The following is a 16,150-nucleotide window of genomic DNA, read 5'->3' as shown; positions in this document are numbered from 1 at the left end:
CCCCATCGTTCCGGGCGAAGGTTTTTATTTCTTTCCCATTTCTCAATTGGGTATTCCTCGTTCTTGAAGACTCAAGGCGCACATTCCATGGGGACAAAGAGATTAAAGATTCAATCCAAGGTGTCGATATCTCTTTTGTCGGATATATGGTACTTCTTATCCTGTGCTGTTCAGGGATGTTTCACCTGGTGTCAAACATTTCTGTCGCAAGCGATTATTTTAAACCCGGATCTAGGCGGAAAAAAGATGAGAAAGGTTACTCTGCTCAAAACGTTGATTTGTTTTATCATCCTCATGCCCTTTAATGTCCAGGCTGAGCCCGTTTCCTCTTCTGACAGTAGTGACGCCTTTAAACTCGTTGAACGGGACAGTATTCTTGACTTGGTGAAATCCTATGAAACAGAGCTGGATTTGACGGACAAAGACATTTTAAATTTTAAAATGGAGAGGGAATGGCTTTATCTTAAAATTTCGACGATCCAGGACCAGAACAGACTACCGCCCGAGGTTTTAAAGGCATCAAGGAGCGCTTTAAACCAAAAAATAATGACTGCCCAGGCGAGAAAAAAACAACTGATGGAATTGATACAGATCCATGGGCGCGATATTGAACAATTAAATAAAATGATTGATCATGCAGGCGGTTCTGATCTTTCTTATCCATCAAAAACTGCCAAATCACGGTCCCGTGGAATGCCCCCTTCTGGAGTTGAGAAAGCACTGGAGGAGAGCCTCATCCAGGCCGGGCTTGAGAACCACTTTGAAGTTGCTGTTGAGGGCCCAGGACTGGTTCTGGAGAGTGTTTTTCCAATACTCTTTGACCCATGTAAATTTGCATTAACGGATGCCCACAAAAGGTTTCTAGGCCGCCTGGCAGGTTTTCTTAAACCCTATTCGGTTCTGGTTGAGGTAACAGGATTTACCGATTATCGGAAGATCCGGGGAACGAAAATGACCAACATAGAACTTAGCGCAAAAAGAGCGGGCGCCGTGGTTCGAGAGTTAAGGGAAAGGGGGATGAAATCTTCTGTTTTCAAGATTACAGGCATGGGCGAATATAAAAAATGTTTGGAAAAAAGTGAGCGGTGCCGGGTGCTGAGCAGGCGTGCCGATATAACCATACATTTTGTCCAAGAATGAAAGTGTCGAAATTGGTGCCGATCACCCCAGGCATGAAAAATGTATATCTATTTGTTTGTTTGCACTCAAGTTTGACTTGGTGCTCTTTTTCAAGTGGGGAAATCTGTTCTTCTAATCGGTTTGTTTGGAAAAAAGGGAAAATCAAAATGAAAAATGTATTTAAACCTTTCCATGGGCTATTATTATTTTTAATGATTTCAAGTTTCATGTTTGCAGGCTGCGGACCTTATTCGTTCATGGGAAAAGGGCGTGGGGGTGGAAAAAATCCCCAGCCACTGGTGGATGGTGCATTAAATTCTTCTGATATGCAGAAGGTCGTGACCTATCGTGTGATTGGGAAGGGAATTGAACCCGAACGTTCCAGGAGCAGGGTCGAAGCCCAACTCATGGCTGAACGTGCTGCAGTTGCAGATGGTTACAGGCTGCTTGTGGAAAAAATTCACGGGGTTTATCTTGACTCCCAGGCGTTTGTCCGGAACGGGAGCGTGGACTATACTCTTTTACGTACTGAGACACAGGCCTGGCTCAGGGGTGCTGAAGTTGTTGAAATTAACAGATTAAGCAATGGCATTACCGAGGCTGTAATGACCGTAAAACTTAATTTCTTCAGAAAAGATAACAGGTGGCATCCCGGCTCTTTTTTTGGGATATCCTCATCTCCCACTACTGGTCAATTGTCGACGCCCCCGTCTTACATGTCAGATGCCGGGAACTAAATACCGATCTCGGTCATGGGATTTAAAATTTAAGCAGGGGGGAATCATGAACAGATCCGGTGCCAAAACATTGTTTTATACTGTAGCTTTTTTGACGGTATTGATGGTGTGGGCGCTTAATGGCTTTGCCGATATGGCCGCAGTTGAGATAAACCCGGATGTGGAAAAAGAGATGCTTCTCCTGAAGCGTGACAATCTCAACGACGCAATAGACGAGTATGGGGCAAAAATCGAGGCCATTGATGGGTTCCTTTTGAATTTGAAGATGGACCAGGAATGGCTTGATTTAAAGTTTCTTGATATCCAGGCCCAGGACAGGCCTATCCCCCAGGAATTAATCGAGTCACGGAATCTCATGGTGGAAAAGCAAAGCAGTGCAATAAAGGAACGAGAGAGCTTGCTTGAACAAATCCAGGCCCATACCCTTACCCTGAAAAAACTGGAGATCCCCATGGGGCAAAAGAGGATTCAAAGCAAAAATTTGTTTGAAACCGGGGAGGAACTACCCGGTAACACTGATTTTGTTGAGGATGACCTTGTTTCCCTGGATCTTGAAAAAGAGTTGACGACCAAAATTAATGCCATGGGCATCCGTGATTGGGTCGAATTGGCAAATAATAACTCAGGGCTTCGTCTTGAAGTGCAGCTGCCAATTCTCTTTGCACCTGGACGTTCAACAATTATCGGCTCCTATGAGGGTTTTCTGGAAAAAATTGCAACCCTGGTCAAACCCTATGAGGTTTTTGTCCACGTAAACGGGGTCACAGATGGGGCTAAATCTAAAAAAATATCCAATATTGACCTGGGCGCACGAAGAGCCACCGCAATTGTCAATCGTCTTGTAAAATATGGTTTGCCGCCTTCGATTTTTAAAATCACCAGCAGGGGGGAATATTCAGAAGGTTCCCATATGAAGGTAAATAGTCCTTCTTTAAACCGGCGTGCTGAAATCACAGTCTATTTTTCACATACCGGTTAGCCCCCGAAGATTATTACTGTCCTGATTTGCAGATTAAATGTTAAAACATTATTCAAATTATGTTATTAAACATCCTGCCGGAATTTTGCCCAGGTGAAATCCGGGTTGAAAAAAATTAATCTGTATCGAGGGCTTTAAAATGTATAAATATCTGTTTGGACCGGTACCTTCCAGGCGCCTGGGAATCTCCCTGGGTGTTGATCTTGTCACCCATAAAACCTGTTCACTTGACTGCATCTATTGCGAGTGCGGCAAAACAACCGACCTCACCGTTGAGAGAAAGGAGTATGTGCCCGTGGATGCGGTGCTTGCTGAGCTTGAGGATTATTTCTCCAACCATCCTGATCCTGATTTCATCACCTTTTCAGGTTCCGGCGAACCCTGCCTCAACCTGCGCATCAAGGATGTGATTGATTTTATAAAGACAAGAAAACCCAATGTCTCCATCGCCGTTCTGACCAACGGCACCCTGCTCAATGATCCGGAGGTGAGAAAGTCGATTCTTGGGGCGGACCTTGTGATGCCCTCCCTTGATGGCGCAATGCCGTCTTCGCTTAGAAGAATCAACCGGCCCCATCCTTCCATCAATGCAACCACCTATATCGACGGACTTGTCGCCTTCAGGGCAGAATTTCACGGCAGGTTTGCCCTGGAAATTTTTATTCTGCCCGGATATAACGACACCCCTGAAGAGCTTCAGGCCCTTAAGGCTGCTGTGGAACGGATTCAGCCTGACATTATCCAGCTCAATACGCTGGACCGCCCCGGTGTTGTTCCTAACATCCATGCTTCAACCCGGGAGTCCCTTGACCAGATAGCGGCTTTTTTCAAGCCCTTTAATGTGGAGGTAATCGCAGCGGCACCCAAACGAAAGAAAATTGAATCCTATCGAACGGATATGGAGTCGGCCATCCTTGAGACCGTCCTTAGAAGGCCCTGCACCCTGGAGGATCTTGCAGCCATCCTGGGCACCCATGCCACCGAGATCAACAAGTACCTTGCCGTTCTTGAAGAGGCTGGCAGGATCGAGTCTGTACGAGAGGCGAGGGGACTGTTTTACCAGGCCCGGAATAAATTTGCCAAAGAGTAGAATTAAATTGAAGGTTGTTTTCGACCGGTTTAAATGGCCGGGGAAAGAGGTCCGGGCGTGATCGAAGAGACCATTCAGATCCACGATAAAAAACAGTTTGAAATCAAGCTGGGTTACCCGTTTACCGGAGAGGAGGGGGCAAAGGTCTATGATGTGGAGACCTACTTTTTCTTCCCCAACAATCTGGGCATCAACCGCTATACCTATACCCGGGAAGATTTTTACAACAGTACTCAGATATATGTGAGGCTTCAGACCCCGGTGGTGCTTCTCCGCAACATGGCTGCGGGTAAGGATTCCCCCCTGGAAAAACTCAAGGACGCAATCGAAGGCCTTTTTGCCACAGAGTCTGCCGGAGAAGATGAGAAATCGTTTGCCGATTATGAGTACCAGCTCAAGATGTTCTGCTGTATCTTCAAGAGTGCCGTCCGGGATCATGTGCAATTTATCTCCCGCAAGAAACATGACCTTAATTCCAGGAATACCAGCCTCAGACAACAGGATTTCAAAGACCTGGTCGATAAATACCTGGCAGGCATCAATGCCACGGTCACGGCCTTCAGAAGCTTGAGAACCCTGGTTAATGTCCCAACCAGAAACAAAGAGATCTTTTCTGTTTTTCTCTTTGGTGACGAGTACCTGAGCCTTCTCATCGAGTATTACACCTATGATCTCATCCAGGTGATTAACCGGCTCGATTTTTCTGAAAAAGAGAGTTTTAATCCAAGGCTTTTAGCCCTGATCAAAACTGAGCTTGATTATCGAAGGGCAAACAACTATCCCTCGATTCCCAGCATAAACTCGACCAACGAAGAGTTTTTGTTTCGGTCAAGTGTTTTGAAAAAATTCATGGGCAATGTGCTTTTCTTAACGACAAAATTCAAGCATGAAGGTGAGTTGCTTGAGCAGATCGCCTTTGCCCTTGCCGCAGGCATTGCCATGATGTTTGCCACCACGGCCGTCTTTTTTGCCCAGGCAGCATACTCTACTGTTTCCACCCCCCTTTTTTTGGTGCTGGTCATCAGCTACATGTTCAAAGATCGTATCAAGGAGTTTATTCGCACCTATCTGGGCGCCAAACTCAGGACCCGGCTGTTTGACCACAAACGAAAGATCTACTTTAATGCAAAGCAGAAGTTGGGGTGGTGCAGGGAGAGCTTTGTCTTTTTAAAAAGTGAAAAACTGCCCCGAACCATTGTAAAACTCAGGGCCAAGGATCACATTACTGAAGTTGAAAACGACTGGGTTGGTGAAAAGGTCATTCTCTATCGGAAACAGGTAAAAATTTTAAACCGGCAGTTTCGGTCCATCCACCATGACTATCCGGTAAACAGCATTGTGGATATCATGCGGCTCAACGTCAGTCGCTTCCTCACTCGCATGGACAATTCCAAGACCCCCATTTATGTGTGCGACAGCAAGGGCTGTCAGAGGATCTTCGGTAACAGGGTCTACCATGTGAACATGATCATGAAGCACTCGGGAAACGGCCGGGTCGTGTACCGCCGCTTTCGCCTGGTGCTTAACCAGAACGGCATTAAACGCATTGAAGAGGTTACCATTGACACGAATTAAACTGTTTGTAAGGGATTTAAGATCGGCCGTTATGTTTATCACCATTCTGCCTGCAGGCAAAAACGCTGAATTTTCACCCACAGGCATGATACGGTGTTTTCCCGTGGTGGGAATGATACTGGGTGGGCTGCTTGTCGGGGTGGACTTTTTAGCCTCACTGCTATGGGCCGATTCTGTGGTGGCGGTTGTTGATGTGCTTTTTCTGATTGCCGTAACCGGGGCCTTTCACCTGGATGGTCTTGGGGATGCAGCAGATGGGCTTTTCAGTCATCGCTCAAGGGAGCGTGCCCTGGAGATTATGAAGGACTCAAGGACCGGAATGATGGGGCTTGTGGCTATCTTTGCCATGCTTTCAGTCAAGGTGGCGGGGATCTATGCCGTTAAAACAACCTGTACGCCTTTTGACTCCCTGGTGATCCTGTTCATGGTGCCTGCCCTTTCAAGGGGAGGCATGCTGTTTGGTATCCGGTTTCTGAACTATGGGAGAAAAAATACGGGTACAGGACACGATCTCTTTGAAAAAAAACTGCCTGTTCGCGATTTTATATTTTTGGTGCCGGTGCTTGTTCTGGGATTCCTGCTTGGTGTTAAAGGCCTTTTTATCGCCCTGGTCTTTGGCGTCACGGTTTTTCTGATCCTTACTTTTTACAGGATTAAGATGGGGTGCATCACCGGCGATATGCTGGGGGCAATGACAGAGGTTTCTGAAGCCGTTTTATTTCTTGCGGCAGGGACCGCAATTTTATGAAGGATTATAGGTTATGATTACAGGTCACGGGGGCAATGTAAACGCCCTGGCACAGCGGCTCGGATGCACCATTGATGAAATCATTGACATGAGCAGCAACTTAAATCCCCTGGGGCCTCCCCCCGGGCTTGAGGCGTTCCTTGCCGCCAACATGGCCAGGATTCGATCCCTTCCCCAGGCCGATGCCGGTGGGATGGTATCAGCCTTTGCCCACCGTCACAACATGGACGCCAACCGGGTTATGGCGGGTAACGGAACCACCTGGTTTCTCTATACCCTTCCCCTGGCCCTGGCAACGAAAAAGATGCTCATCTTCGGCCCCACCTATTCTGACTACAGGGATGGGTGTGCCATGCACAATATCGACTATGGGTATGCCATGGCAACCGTAGACAACCTGTTTGTTCCAGATTTTGAGGCAGTGTCAAACATGCTTGCCACCGGCGGATTTGACACGGTAGTCATCTGCAACCCCAACAACCCCACCGGGGTGCTTGTTGAAAAACAGGCCATTCTTAACCTTGTACAGGCTTACCCCGAGATCCGGTTTGTGGTTGACGAATCCTATCTGCCCTTTGTTGAAGATGCGGAAAATATCACCCTTGTGGGGGACGATCGATTTCCCAACCTGATCGTGCTCTCGTCCATGTCAAAGATATTCAGGATCCCGGGGTTGAGGACCGGCTTTATCTGCGCTGATCCACGGGTGATCGAAGGTTTCATGCACTATTCCCAGCCATGGTCGGTGAACGCCCTGGCCCAGACTGCCGTGACCCATCTCCTGGGGCAGGGTGCTGAAACAGGGGCGTTTACGGCAAGGACCCGGGAGTTTGTGCACGAGGAAAAGGCGCTGTTTGCGTCACGTCTTGCCGATTGTCCGGGGATCTGTATTTTTCCCTCCCAAACCTATTTTGTGCTGGCAGCCCTTGAACCGCCCATGGATGCTCCGACCCTTTGCCGCCTCATGGGCGATGAACACATTCTCATCCGGGACTGCACTAATTTTGACGGCCTTTCAAACCGGTTCGTGCGATTTTCCCTTAAAAGCAGAAAGACGAACATGGCCCTTGCCAATGCCCTGAATAAGCATTTTTCAGGCAGCACCGGTTTGAACCCGGAGGGGAAATGAAATGATTGCTGATATCAACTGGTACATTATTCCGGCAGCCTTTGTTCTGGACCTTGTGATCGGTGATCCAAGGAGCCTTCCCCATCCCGTAGTCTTCATGGGGCGGGCCATTGAACGACTGGAGCCCTTTGTCCGAAGGCAGATTGAAAACGAGTTTGTCGGCGGTATTCTCTTTGCCGTATTTCTCATCATTTCCACCTGGATTGCTGCCTTTTTGGTGGTGGCTCTTGCCATGACCCTTAATCCGATTCTGGGAGATGTGGTGCAGACGGTACTGCTTTTTTTCTGTTTCTCCACCCGAAGTCTTGTTGCGGCTGCAACCGAGGTGAAGGATGCCCTTGAAACCCGGGGGCTTAAGGCAGGGCAGAAGGCCGTTTCCATGATCGTGGGCCGGCAGACCGAGACCCTTGACCGCACCGGGGTGGTCAGGGCAAGCATTGAAACCGTGGCGGAAAATTTTGTGGACGGTTTTCTTTCTCCGCTTTTTTTTGCCGTTATTGGTGGGGTCCCCCTGGCCGTTGCCTACAAGATGGTCAACACCCTGGACTCCATGGTCGGCTATAAAAACGAACGTTATCTTTTTTTTGGAAGGGGTGCGGCCCGCATCGATGACGTGGCAAATTATATTCCGGCAAGGCTCAGCATTGCCATGATTTCCCTTGCCGGGGCAATACTGTCAGGTCCAAGGGGCCGGCGGGCTTTTAAAACGGCCCTTGCCGAGGGGCAGTGCCACAAAAGTCCCAATGCCGGCTATCCTGAGGCGTGTTTTGCAGGTGCCCTTGGTGCAAAATTCGGTGGCCCCAACGTTTACCATGGCATCCTTGTTGAAAAACCCTTTATCGGCAATGATTTCAGGGACCCCGACGAAACGATGATCGCCCGGTCCTGTGAACTCATGGTTCTGGCAGCCCTGGTTTCCACCCTTGTTGCGACCCTTGTAACCGCTTTAATTTAACGGAGAAACAGATCGTGTCAATCGAAAAAAAAGCCCGGTTGTTCAGGCTGGGCACCACCTCATTTATCTATCCGGACCACATCATTCCCAATGTGAAAAAGCTGGGCCCGGGGTTTGACGAGATAGAACTTTTGGTCTTTGAGAGCAAACCCCTGGCATACCTGCCATCTTCTGCTGAAATAGATGAGCTTGCAAGGCTTTCAGCCGAACTTTCAGTGACCTACAACGTCCATCTGCCGACGGATATTTCCCTTTGCGATCCGTTAAAGGCCAACCAGGAAGAGGCCCTGGATATCCTGGAAAAGGTCATCACCCTTGCTGCGCCACTTTGTCCCACCACCCATACCCTTCACCTTGATTTTACAGCTGAAGACAGGGATGCAGGCGTTGATGGCATCCGCCGCTGGCAGGAGCGGGCGATCATGATGCTTGACCGGCTCGGCCGGAGGATCCCGGATTCCTCCCAGATCTCCCTTGAAACCCTTGATTTCCCGCCTGAAGTTTTGTTTCCGGTGCTTGACGCTACCCCCATGGCCCTGTGCATTGATGCCGGCCATCTGATCCGGTACGACTATGATATCTCAGGGCTGTTTGATCGCTACGGCCAGAGGGTTCCACTGATGCACTTCCATGGGGTTGACTTTTCCCATGTTGAACCAAAGGATCACCAGGGCCTTGGCCGAACACCCATGGACCGGGTGGAACCCACCCTTGAGGTGTTGAAAAAATTTACAGGCGTGGTGAGCCTTGAGGTGTTTAATCTGGATCACCTCAAGGATTCCCTTGCGTGGATGGAACGTTATTTCTATGCTGAATCAAAGGTTTAACTGATCTGATGATTCACCTGACAAAAATATCAAAGCAGCATGGGGCCAGGATTTTATTTAAGGATGCAAGCTTCCAGGTTCCGGCCGGTACAAAGACCGGGCTTGTGGGGGCCAATGGTTCAGGCAAAACCACCCTTTTTAATCTGATTACGGGCAAAGAGGTGGTGGATTCCGGGGAGATCGCCTCGTCCAAAAAAATAAAGATTGGTTATTTTTCCCAGGATGTGGGGGAGATGGCCGGTTGCTCGGCCCTTGCCGAAGTAATGTCCGGGGCAGCCGATGTGATGGCCCTGGGTGACGAGATGAAAGAAATGGAGATCCTGATGGCAGAGCCCATGGACGGCACTGCCATGGACGCGTTGCTGGAAAAATATGGGGAGGCTGTTGAGGTGTTTGAAAACCGGGGTGGTTATGACCTTGAACCCCGGGCACAGACCATCCTCACAGGCCTGGGCATTGGTCCCGGTGACTACAACCGACCCGTGGAGACCTTCAGCGGTGGTTGGAAAATGCGAATTGCCCTGGCGAAAATCCTTGCCATTCAGCCGAATCTTCTGCTTCTGGATGAGCCCACCAACCACCTGGACGTGGAATCCATTGTCTGGCTTGAAAACTGGCTGGTCAGTGATTTTACGGGGGCACTTTTGATGACCTGCCATGACCATGATTTCATGAACCGGGTGGTGGACCGTACCATTGAGGTGGCCAACACCACCATCACCACCTATGGCGGCAATTACGATTTCTATGTCAGAGAACGGGAAATCCGGATGGCCCAGCTACTGGCCACCCACCGTCGCCAGCAGGAGATGCTTGCCAAGGAGGAGAATTTTATTGCCCGTTTCAAGGCCAGGGTATCCCATGCGGCCCAGGTCCAGTCCCGGATTAAAAAGCTTGAAAAAATTGAGCGCATTGAACTGCCGGAACAGCAGCGAACCATCAATTTTGAATTTTCAGAGCCGCCCCGTTCGGGGGATGATGTTGTGGTCATGGAGTCCCTGGAAAAAACCTGGAACGGCCAGGATACTGAGCCTCAGACTGTATTCAGTAACATTTCAGGGCTGATCAACCGCCAGGATAAAATAGCCGTGGTTGGGGTCAACGGTGCTGGAAAATCCACCTTTTTAAAGGTCCTTGCAGGCAGGACCCCTGCCACCTGCGGCAGCGCAAGAGTTGGAGCCAATGTCAACATTGGCTATTTCAGTCAGCATGCCATGGACATCCTTGAATCTGGGAAAACCGTTTTGGAAACCGTTCAAGCAGCCCTGCCCCAGGCCGGACTCGGGGTGATCCGCAATCTTTGCGGTGCCTTCCTCTTTTCTGGCGACGATGTGGAAAAGCGGATACAGCACCTCTCAGGTGGAGAAAAAAGTCGGGTGGTCCTGGCAACTCTTCTTGGTCGGCCACTCAATTTTCTGATCCTTGACGAACCCACCAACCACCTGGATATTCAATCCAGACAATTTCTGCTCCAGGCTCTGAAGTCGTTTACCGGGACCCTCATTCTGGTCAGTCATGACCGGTATTTTCTGCGTTGTCTTGTGGACCGGGTCTTTGAGATCGACCAAGGGAAAATGACCGCCTATAGCGGCGGTTACGACTACTATCTTTCAAAAGCAGCAGGCATTCACAATTTGGTTTAGTCTGTGTGGACGCAAGTTCTGGTTTTCTTGTCTTGACTCTGTTTGCAAAAACGTAGTTTTTGTAATTTTTAATTTCAAAAATGTAATATTCCTGTTGTTTAGATTTTTTCTGGTTCAATCAAAAAGCATATAAACAATTTAAATTTCAGCCTGTTATCGTTTTTTTGGGTTTCGTATGAGGGCCTGGCACCATGTGTGCAATATAGGGTTCTTGTTACAATAAATTAAAACTCAAAAACAGGAGATAAGGCGTATGAAAAAGATTGAAGCGATCATCAAGCCCTTTAAGCTGGACGAGGTAAAAGAACAGCTCAACAAGATCGGCATCACAGGAATGACGCTTTCCGAGGTCAAGGGGTTCGGCCGTCAGAAGGGACACACCGAGATATACAGGGGTGCTGAATATCAGGTTGATTTTGTGCCGAAGATTCATCTCAGCCTGGTGGTGGATGACGCATTGGTGGAAATGGCCGTTGCGGCCATTATCAAGTCGGCTGCCACGGGAAAAATCGGAGATGGAAAGATTTTCATCGTTCCAGTGGAAGATGCCGTCCGAATTCGAACCGGGGAAAAGGGGGCTGAAGCCCTTTAACGGTTATTCCATCTTATATCCGCATATGTCTTTTTGTGTAAATTTATCACACCATGGAGAGTTAATAATGAAAAAAATAATTATGATCACAGTCCTTTTTATTCTTTACCTAACCCCGGCCTTTGCCGAAGATACACCGCCGACACCCTTAAGTAACAAGGCTGCCATCGAACTGGTCCAGACCCATGCAAACTATATGTGGACCATGGTGGCCGCAGCCCTTGTGTTTTTTATGCAGGCAGGTTTTGCCATGGTCGAGGCCGGATTTACAAGGGCCAAAAACAGCATCAACATTATGATGAAGAACCTCATGGATTTCTCCGTGGGCAGCCTTGCCTTCTGGGCCATTGGGTTTGGTCTGATGTTCGGCAAGAGTGCCACGGGATTCTTTGGCACCTCGGGTTTCTTTTTAAGCGATTTCACCCCGGACGGCGATCCCTGGGTCCTTGCCTTCTGGATGTTCCAGGTGGTGTTTGCCGCAACAGCTGCCACCATTGTTTCCGGTGCCATGGCCGAACGAACCAAATTTACCGGTTATCTTGCCTACAGTTTAATTGTTTCAGCCGTGATTTACCCCATTTTCGGCAGCTGGGCCTGGGGAAGCCTCTTTAACGGTTCCGGCTGGCTTGAAGGGCTTGGATTCATCGATTTTGCAGGCTCCACTGTGGTTCACAGTGTGGGTGGATGGGCTGCCCTGGCCGGAGCCATTGTCCTCGGCCCCCGCATGGGAAAATACACCAAAGATGGTGGCATCAAGCCGATCCTCGGCCACAATATCCCCCTTGCGGCCCTGGGTGTGTTCATCCTGTGGCTGGGCTGGTTTGGATTCAACCCCGGTTCAACAACCACGGCTGATAAGAGCATCGCCATGATCTTTGTCAACACCAACCTCTCTGCTGCCACTGGCTGCGTGGTTGCCATGATTGTCGCCTGGTTGAAGATGGGAAAGCCAGATGTCGGTATGAGTCTCAACGGCGCCCTGGCAGGACTTGTGGGAATCACGGCCGGCTGCGCCAATGTTACCCCCACAAGTTCCATCATTATCGGTGCCATATCTGGTGCCCTGGTTGTTTTCTCGGTTCTGTTTTTTGACAAGATTCGGATCGATGATCCGGTGGGTGCCGTGTCTGTCCACGGGGTATGCGGTGCCTGGGGAACCCTGGCTGCGGGTCTCTTTAACATGGGCGGCGTGACCCTTTCCATCGTCATGGTTCAGCTGGTGGGCATTGTGGCCTGTTTTGCCTGGACATTTACCCTGGCATTTCTCATGTTCAAGATGATTTCAAAGACTATAGGTCTGAGAGTTACACCTGAAGAAGAACTTGAAGGACTTGATTTCACCGAGCACGGTGGACACGCCTACCCTGATTTTACTGCCTGATCCAGGCATCATTAAATAGATTCGGCAGGGGGCTTTTTGCCCCCTGCTGATTTTCTGTGTCTAAAAAACCACAGTATTTCTAATTATGCTGTATCTGTAATTGGCCGCCGATGTCTGCCTGCTGAACCTGGAACGTCGGGGAATTTTTGTTTCTCAATGTTCAGCAAGCAAATACAGACAGCCCTCCCTCTGTTGATTTCCACGATTAGAATTGCTGAAAAAACCATTGACATCATCCCTGGCCTTATCTATTTATTAAGATTGTCTGCCTGTCATTTCTTGGGTACAAGGTAAAACGATTTTAATAAAAAGGGGGGGTATAGATGAACATGTGGCTGAAAAAAGGCACCATTGCCGTTGTGTCAACATGGCTTGCAATAATGGTTGCCTTTCCGGCAAGTGCCGGAACGTTTAAGCGAGAGTATAAGATGACCGTCAACGTGGGGCCAAGCTTCTACTGGGGCATGGGTGCCACAAAATTCAGTGAGCTGGTCAAGGAAAAAACCCAGGGCCGAATCAACATCAAACCCTACTTTGGCAGTTCTCTGTTAAAGGGTGCCCAGCTCAAATCCCCCCAGATGGTTGCCAAAGGGGTCATTGACTGCGCCTTTGAGTCCACCATCAACTCTTCCCCGGTGATTCCGGAAATGAACATCTTTTCCCTTCCCTTTTTTATCAACAACTTTGAACGCCTCGACCAGATTGAGTATGGAGAGACGGGCAAGGTGCTGTTCGGCAAAATGAATAAGATTGGCCTCACCCCCCTTGCCTGGGCGGAAAACGGGTTCAGACAGGTGACCAACGGCAAACGGGCCATCACCACACCCGACGACATGAAGGGGTTGAGACTCCGGGTGGTGGGAAGTCCCATTTTTATTGACACCTTCAGGGCCCTTGGGGCAGATCCTGTGAACATGAACTGGGGTGATGCCCAGACTGCCTTTCAGCAGGGTGTGGTTGACGGCCAGGAAAACCCTGTGGGGGTGTTGATTCCCGTGCAGATATGGCAGTACCACAACCATGTGTCGTTCTGGAATTATCTGGTGGATCCTGTGATCGTCTACTGGGGTACCCGGGAGTGGAATAAATTTCCCGCGGATATAAAGCAGGCCATTGGTGAGGCTGCAACCCAGGCGGCTCGGTTTGAAAAGGCCCTGTGCCGGGCTGGGCTTGACGGCGATATTTCGATCAATATCTTGAAAAATGAGTTTAACTACACCATGGAGGTTCCGGATCCGATTCGCTTTCTTCAGTCCAAGGGCATGGAGGTGAATTTCCTTACCCCTGAAGCTGAAAAGGCTTTCAGGACGGCAACTGAATCCGTTTATAAAACCTGGGTACCAAAGATCGGTCAAACCCTTTATGAAACGGCAAAAAAAGACATGGGTGAGTAGCCCCTGTTAATTCAGATGGCCAGGGAAACGACATGAAAAAAGAGTTGAGAATCGACTATCTGGTGGCTGCCCTGCTTTTGTTTGCCATGGCAGCCATTGCCTTTGCAAATGTGGTGAGCCGTTATTTTTTCCATTTTTCCATTGCATCCACCGAGGAGATCACCATCAACATGTTTGTGTGGATGACGGTGGTGGGTTGTGGAATCGCCTTTGAGCGGGGGGGGCAGCTGGGGGTGGTGACCTTTTTTGACCTTTTTCCTGAACGAATGCAGAAGTGCGTGATTCTGACAAGTGCTTTTCTGAGCGCCCTGCTGTTCGTTCTGGTGGATTTCTTCATGCTCCAGGCCATCCATGATGAACTGACCATCTTCCATGCCACCTCGGCCTCGTTGAGCATTCCCGTATGGATCTATTATGCCGGTGTTCCCTTTTTGTCGGTGTTTGTGTTCCGGGGAATTTACCGGGATGCCATTAAACGACTGAACCCGGTGGAGAAGAGCCTCTGATGGACATTTTTGTCATTGCTGCAAGTTTTTTTGTCCTCATGTTCTTTGGGGTTCCCATTGGTACAGCCCTTGGCATCTCGGCCGTGGCCACCATCTACACCTTTGATCTTGGCATTGAGATGCTCGGGGTGAACTTTTCATCGGGAATAGCCTCTTTTCCCCTGCTGGCTATTCCTTTTTTTGTACTGGCCGGTGTCATACTTGACAAGGCCGGGCTTGCCAAAACCATTGCCGAATTCTTTGAACTGCTGGTGGGTAAAGCCACTGGTGGCCTTGCCATTGTTGCCGTGTGTACCTGCATGTTCTGGGGTGCCCTTTCAGGGTCCGGCCCTGCCACCACGGCTGCAGTGGGTCTGATTCTTTTTGTCCCCATGGTTCGCCATGGGTACGATAAAAGCTTTGCCGGTGCCCTGATTGCCAATGCAGCCGATCTTTCCATCATTATTCCCCCGAGCATTGCCTTTATCATCTATGGAAACATCACAAATGTCTCGGTGAGCGCGCTCTTTGTTGCGGGTATCGTACCGGGAATTCTCACGGGTCTCGGAACCATTATCGTTGCCTTTTGGGTCTCAAAAAAACGGGGATACCGGGGCAATACCCGGCGGGCGCCCGTGGGTGAAATTTTTGCAGCCCTTCGCCGGTCGATCTGGGCCCTTCTTGCCCCTGTCATCGTTCTTGGCGGCATCTATTCTGGAATCTTCACCCCCACGGAAGCGGCCGTGGTGGCGGTCTTCTACAGCCTGTTCGTGGCAGTATTCGTCTACCGATCCATTTCCTGGAATGATTTTCTCCACCTCCTGGTGGATGCATCGGTCACCAGCAGCGTCATCATGTTTCTGGTTGTGTTTGCCGGGATTTTTACCTGGGCCGCATCGGTGATCGGCATTGTGGATCGGGCCGCCGCGTTGATCCTGCACCTTTCCCCCAACGCCCTGGTGATGATCGTTCTCATCAACTTTCTGCTCCTTGGCCTTGGCATGGTCCTTGATGCCATCTCCATTTCCTATCTGATCATGCCGATTCTCATGCCCGTGCTTGTTGCCTTTAAGATCGATCCCCTCTGGTATGGGGTAATCTTTATTTCGGCACTGGCCATTGGCCAGGCAACCCCCCCGGTGGGCGTAAACCTTTTCACTGCAGCCAACCTTACCGGCGAGTCGGTTGATTCCATTGCACGTCAGGCCATTCCGTTCATCGTCATGGATGTGATCGTTTTGATCCTCCTTTCATTGTTTCCAGAGCTTTCCCTTTACCTTCCCGTGAAAGCCGGGTTATATACTCCCCAATAACCGTCATGGCCAAAACGAAGCATGAAACTCGACAATAGTAGGCAGGCGGGAACGGGTGTTGCTCTGAACGGATTAAATGGCAACGGTGGATACGAGGTCCAAGGAGTTGCCATTTCCCTCGGAGCAGGCCATGGACGGCCTGCGAGAATGAGAGAAGGGTAACACCCGTTTCCGCCTGCCGGT

The 16,150-nt window shown here is 49.6% G+C and carries 16 protein-coding genes; all 16 read left to right on the top strand.

What is annotated here, in order from left to right; genetic code table 11:
• The first annotated feature begins 246 nt into the window (after positions 1-246).
• The 16 genes from HRM2_RS22555 to HRM2_RS27940 all read left to right on the top strand — a co-directional run bounded on the left by HRM2_RS22555 (position 247) and on the right by HRM2_RS27940 (position 16,129).
• On the top strand, positions 247-1,140 hold the full coding sequence (locus HRM2_RS22555; RefSeq protein WP_041273445.1) for an OmpA/MotB family protein: 894 nt from the start codon (positions 247-249) through the stop codon (positions 1,138-1,140).
• A 191-nt stretch (positions 1,141-1,331) separates the two neighbouring features.
• Positions 1,332-1,856 carry an LPP20 family lipoprotein gene (locus tag HRM2_RS25655; protein ID WP_232364125.1) on the top strand — a complete coding sequence of 175 codons (525 nt, stop codon included), beginning with the start codon at positions 1,332-1,334 and terminating at the stop codon, positions 1,854-1,856.
• A gap of 46 nt (positions 1,857-1,902) precedes the next feature.
• On the top strand, positions 1,903-2,835 hold the full coding sequence (locus tag HRM2_RS22545) for an OmpA/MotB family protein (protein WP_015906340.1): 933 nt from the start codon (positions 1,903-1,905) through the stop codon (positions 2,833-2,835).
• A gap of 139 nt (positions 2,836-2,974) precedes the next feature.
• Positions 2,975-3,925 carry a radical SAM protein gene (locus HRM2_RS22540; protein WP_015906339.1) on the top strand — a complete coding sequence of 317 codons (951 nt, stop codon included), beginning with the start codon at positions 2,975-2,977 and terminating at the stop codon, positions 3,923-3,925.
• A 33-nt stretch (positions 3,926-3,958) separates the two neighbouring features.
• A complete protein-coding gene (locus HRM2_RS22535) occupies positions 3,959-5,500 on the top strand; it encodes a hypothetical protein (RefSeq protein WP_015906338.1) in 1,542 nt (513 codons plus the stop codon).
• Positions 5,487-6,248: an adenosylcobinamide-GDP ribazoletransferase gene (cobS, locus tag HRM2_RS22530; protein WP_015906337.1), complete on the top strand. Its 762-nt coding sequence runs from the start codon at positions 5,487-5,489 to the stop codon at positions 6,246-6,248. Before HRM2_RS22535 ends, cobS begins: the two co-directional genes overlap by 14 nt.
• A gap of 13 nt (positions 6,249-6,261) precedes the next feature.
• Positions 6,262-7,377: an aminotransferase class I/II-fold pyridoxal phosphate-dependent enzyme gene (locus HRM2_RS22525; protein WP_015906336.1), complete on the top strand. Its 1,116-nt coding sequence runs from the start codon at positions 6,262-6,264 to the stop codon at positions 7,375-7,377.
• 1 nt (position 7,378) lies between these two features.
• Entirely contained in the window at positions 7,379-8,332 is a 954-nt protein-coding gene (gene cbiB, locus HRM2_RS22520) for an adenosylcobinamide-phosphate synthase CbiB (protein ID WP_015906335.1), read from the top strand.
• Between the two features lie 14 nt (positions 8,333-8,346).
• Complete coding sequence (gene cbiR, locus HRM2_RS22515) at positions 8,347-9,159, top strand: cobamide remodeling phosphodiesterase CbiR (protein ID WP_015906334.1); 813 nt, start codon at positions 8,347-8,349, stop codon at positions 9,157-9,159.
• Between the two features lie 8 nt (positions 9,160-9,167).
• A complete protein-coding gene (locus HRM2_RS22510) occupies positions 9,168-10,802 on the top strand; it encodes an ABC-F family ATP-binding cassette domain-containing protein (protein WP_015906333.1) in 1,635 nt (544 codons plus the stop codon).
• Positions 10,803-11,055: 253 nt separating this feature from the next.
• Positions 11,056-11,394, top strand: a complete 339-nt coding sequence (locus HRM2_RS22505) for a P-II family nitrogen regulator (RefSeq protein WP_015906332.1) — start codon at positions 11,056-11,058, stop codon at positions 11,392-11,394.
• Positions 11,395-11,461: 67 nt separating this feature from the next.
• Positions 11,462-12,775, top strand: a complete 1,314-nt coding sequence (locus HRM2_RS22500) for an ammonium transporter (RefSeq protein ID WP_015906331.1) — start codon at positions 11,462-11,464, stop codon at positions 12,773-12,775.
• Positions 12,776-13,098: 323 nt separating this feature from the next.
• The gene (locus HRM2_RS22495) at positions 13,099-14,169 is read left to right on the top strand and encodes a DctP family TRAP transporter solute-binding subunit (RefSeq protein WP_015906330.1); all 1,071 of its coding nucleotides are present in this window, start codon (positions 13,099-13,101) and stop codon (positions 14,167-14,169) included.
• A 32-nt stretch (positions 14,170-14,201) separates the two neighbouring features.
• Positions 14,202-14,675 (top strand): TRAP transporter small permease, encoded by a 474-nt coding sequence (locus HRM2_RS22490; RefSeq protein ID WP_015906329.1) that lies wholly within the window; start codon positions 14,202-14,204, stop codon positions 14,673-14,675.
• On the top strand, positions 14,675-15,967 hold the full coding sequence (locus HRM2_RS22485) for a TRAP transporter large permease (RefSeq protein WP_015906328.1): 1,293 nt from the start codon (positions 14,675-14,677) through the stop codon (positions 15,965-15,967). Before HRM2_RS22490 ends, HRM2_RS22485 begins: the two co-directional genes overlap by 1 nt.
• A 21-nt stretch (positions 15,968-15,988) precedes the next feature.
• The gene (locus HRM2_RS27940; protein WP_232364124.1) at positions 15,989-16,129 is read left to right on the top strand and encodes a hypothetical protein; all 141 of its coding nucleotides are present in this window, start codon (positions 15,989-15,991) and stop codon (positions 16,127-16,129) included.
• The last annotated feature ends 21 nt before the right edge of the window (positions 16,130-16,150 follow it).

It is taken from the genome of Desulforapulum autotrophicum HRM2 (assembly GCF_000020365.1).
Taxonomy (GTDB): domain Bacteria; phylum Desulfobacterota; class Desulfobacteria; order Desulfobacterales; family Desulfobacteraceae; genus Desulforapulum; species Desulforapulum autotrophicum.
This window is presented reverse-complemented; position numbering and strand designations above follow the sequence as displayed.

Excerpts from the sequence above, each read along its gene's own strand:
- HRM2_RS22485 (WP_015906328.1), top strand. The coding sequence starts at position 14,675 with ATGGACATTTTTGTCATTGCTGCAAGTTTTTTTGTCCTCATGTTCTTT.
- cbiB (WP_015906335.1), top strand. The coding sequence starts at position 7,379 with ATGATTGCTGATATCAACTGGTACATTATTCCGGCAGCCTTTGTTCTG.
- HRM2_RS22490 (WP_015906329.1), top strand. The coding sequence starts at position 14,202 with ATGAAAAAAGAGTTGAGAATCGACTATCTGGTGGCTGCCCTGCTTTTG.
- HRM2_RS22495 (WP_015906330.1), top strand. The coding sequence starts at position 13,099 with ATGAACATGTGGCTGAAAAAAGGCACCATTGCCGTTGTGTCAACATGG.
- HRM2_RS22535 (WP_015906338.1), top strand. The coding sequence starts at position 3,959 with ATGGCCGGGGAAAGAGGTCCGGGCGTGATCGAAGAGACCATTCAGATC.
- HRM2_RS22540 (WP_015906339.1), top strand. The coding sequence starts at position 2,975 with ATGTATAAATATCTGTTTGGACCGGTACCTTCCAGGCGCCTGGGAATC.
- HRM2_RS22510 (WP_015906333.1), top strand. The coding sequence starts at position 9,168 with ATGATTCACCTGACAAAAATATCAAAGCAGCATGGGGCCAGGATTTTA.
- HRM2_RS22545 (WP_015906340.1), top strand. The coding sequence starts at position 1,903 with ATGAACAGATCCGGTGCCAAAACATTGTTTTATACTGTAGCTTTTTTG.
- HRM2_RS22555 (WP_041273445.1), top strand. The coding sequence starts at position 247 with ATGAGAAAGGTTACTCTGCTCAAAACGTTGATTTGTTTTATCATCCTC.
- HRM2_RS22525 (WP_015906336.1), top strand. The coding sequence starts at position 6,262 with ATGATTACAGGTCACGGGGGCAATGTAAACGCCCTGGCACAGCGGCTC.
- HRM2_RS27940 (WP_232364124.1), top strand. The coding sequence starts at position 15,989 with ATGAAACTCGACAATAGTAGGCAGGCGGGAACGGGTGTTGCTCTGAAC.
- HRM2_RS22505 (WP_015906332.1), top strand. The coding sequence starts at position 11,056 with ATGAAAAAGATTGAAGCGATCATCAAGCCCTTTAAGCTGGACGAGGTA.
- HRM2_RS25655 (WP_232364125.1), top strand. The coding sequence starts at position 1,332 with ATGATTTCAAGTTTCATGTTTGCAGGCTGCGGACCTTATTCGTTCATG.
- HRM2_RS22500 (WP_015906331.1), top strand. The coding sequence starts at position 11,462 with ATGAAAAAAATAATTATGATCACAGTCCTTTTTATTCTTTACCTAACC.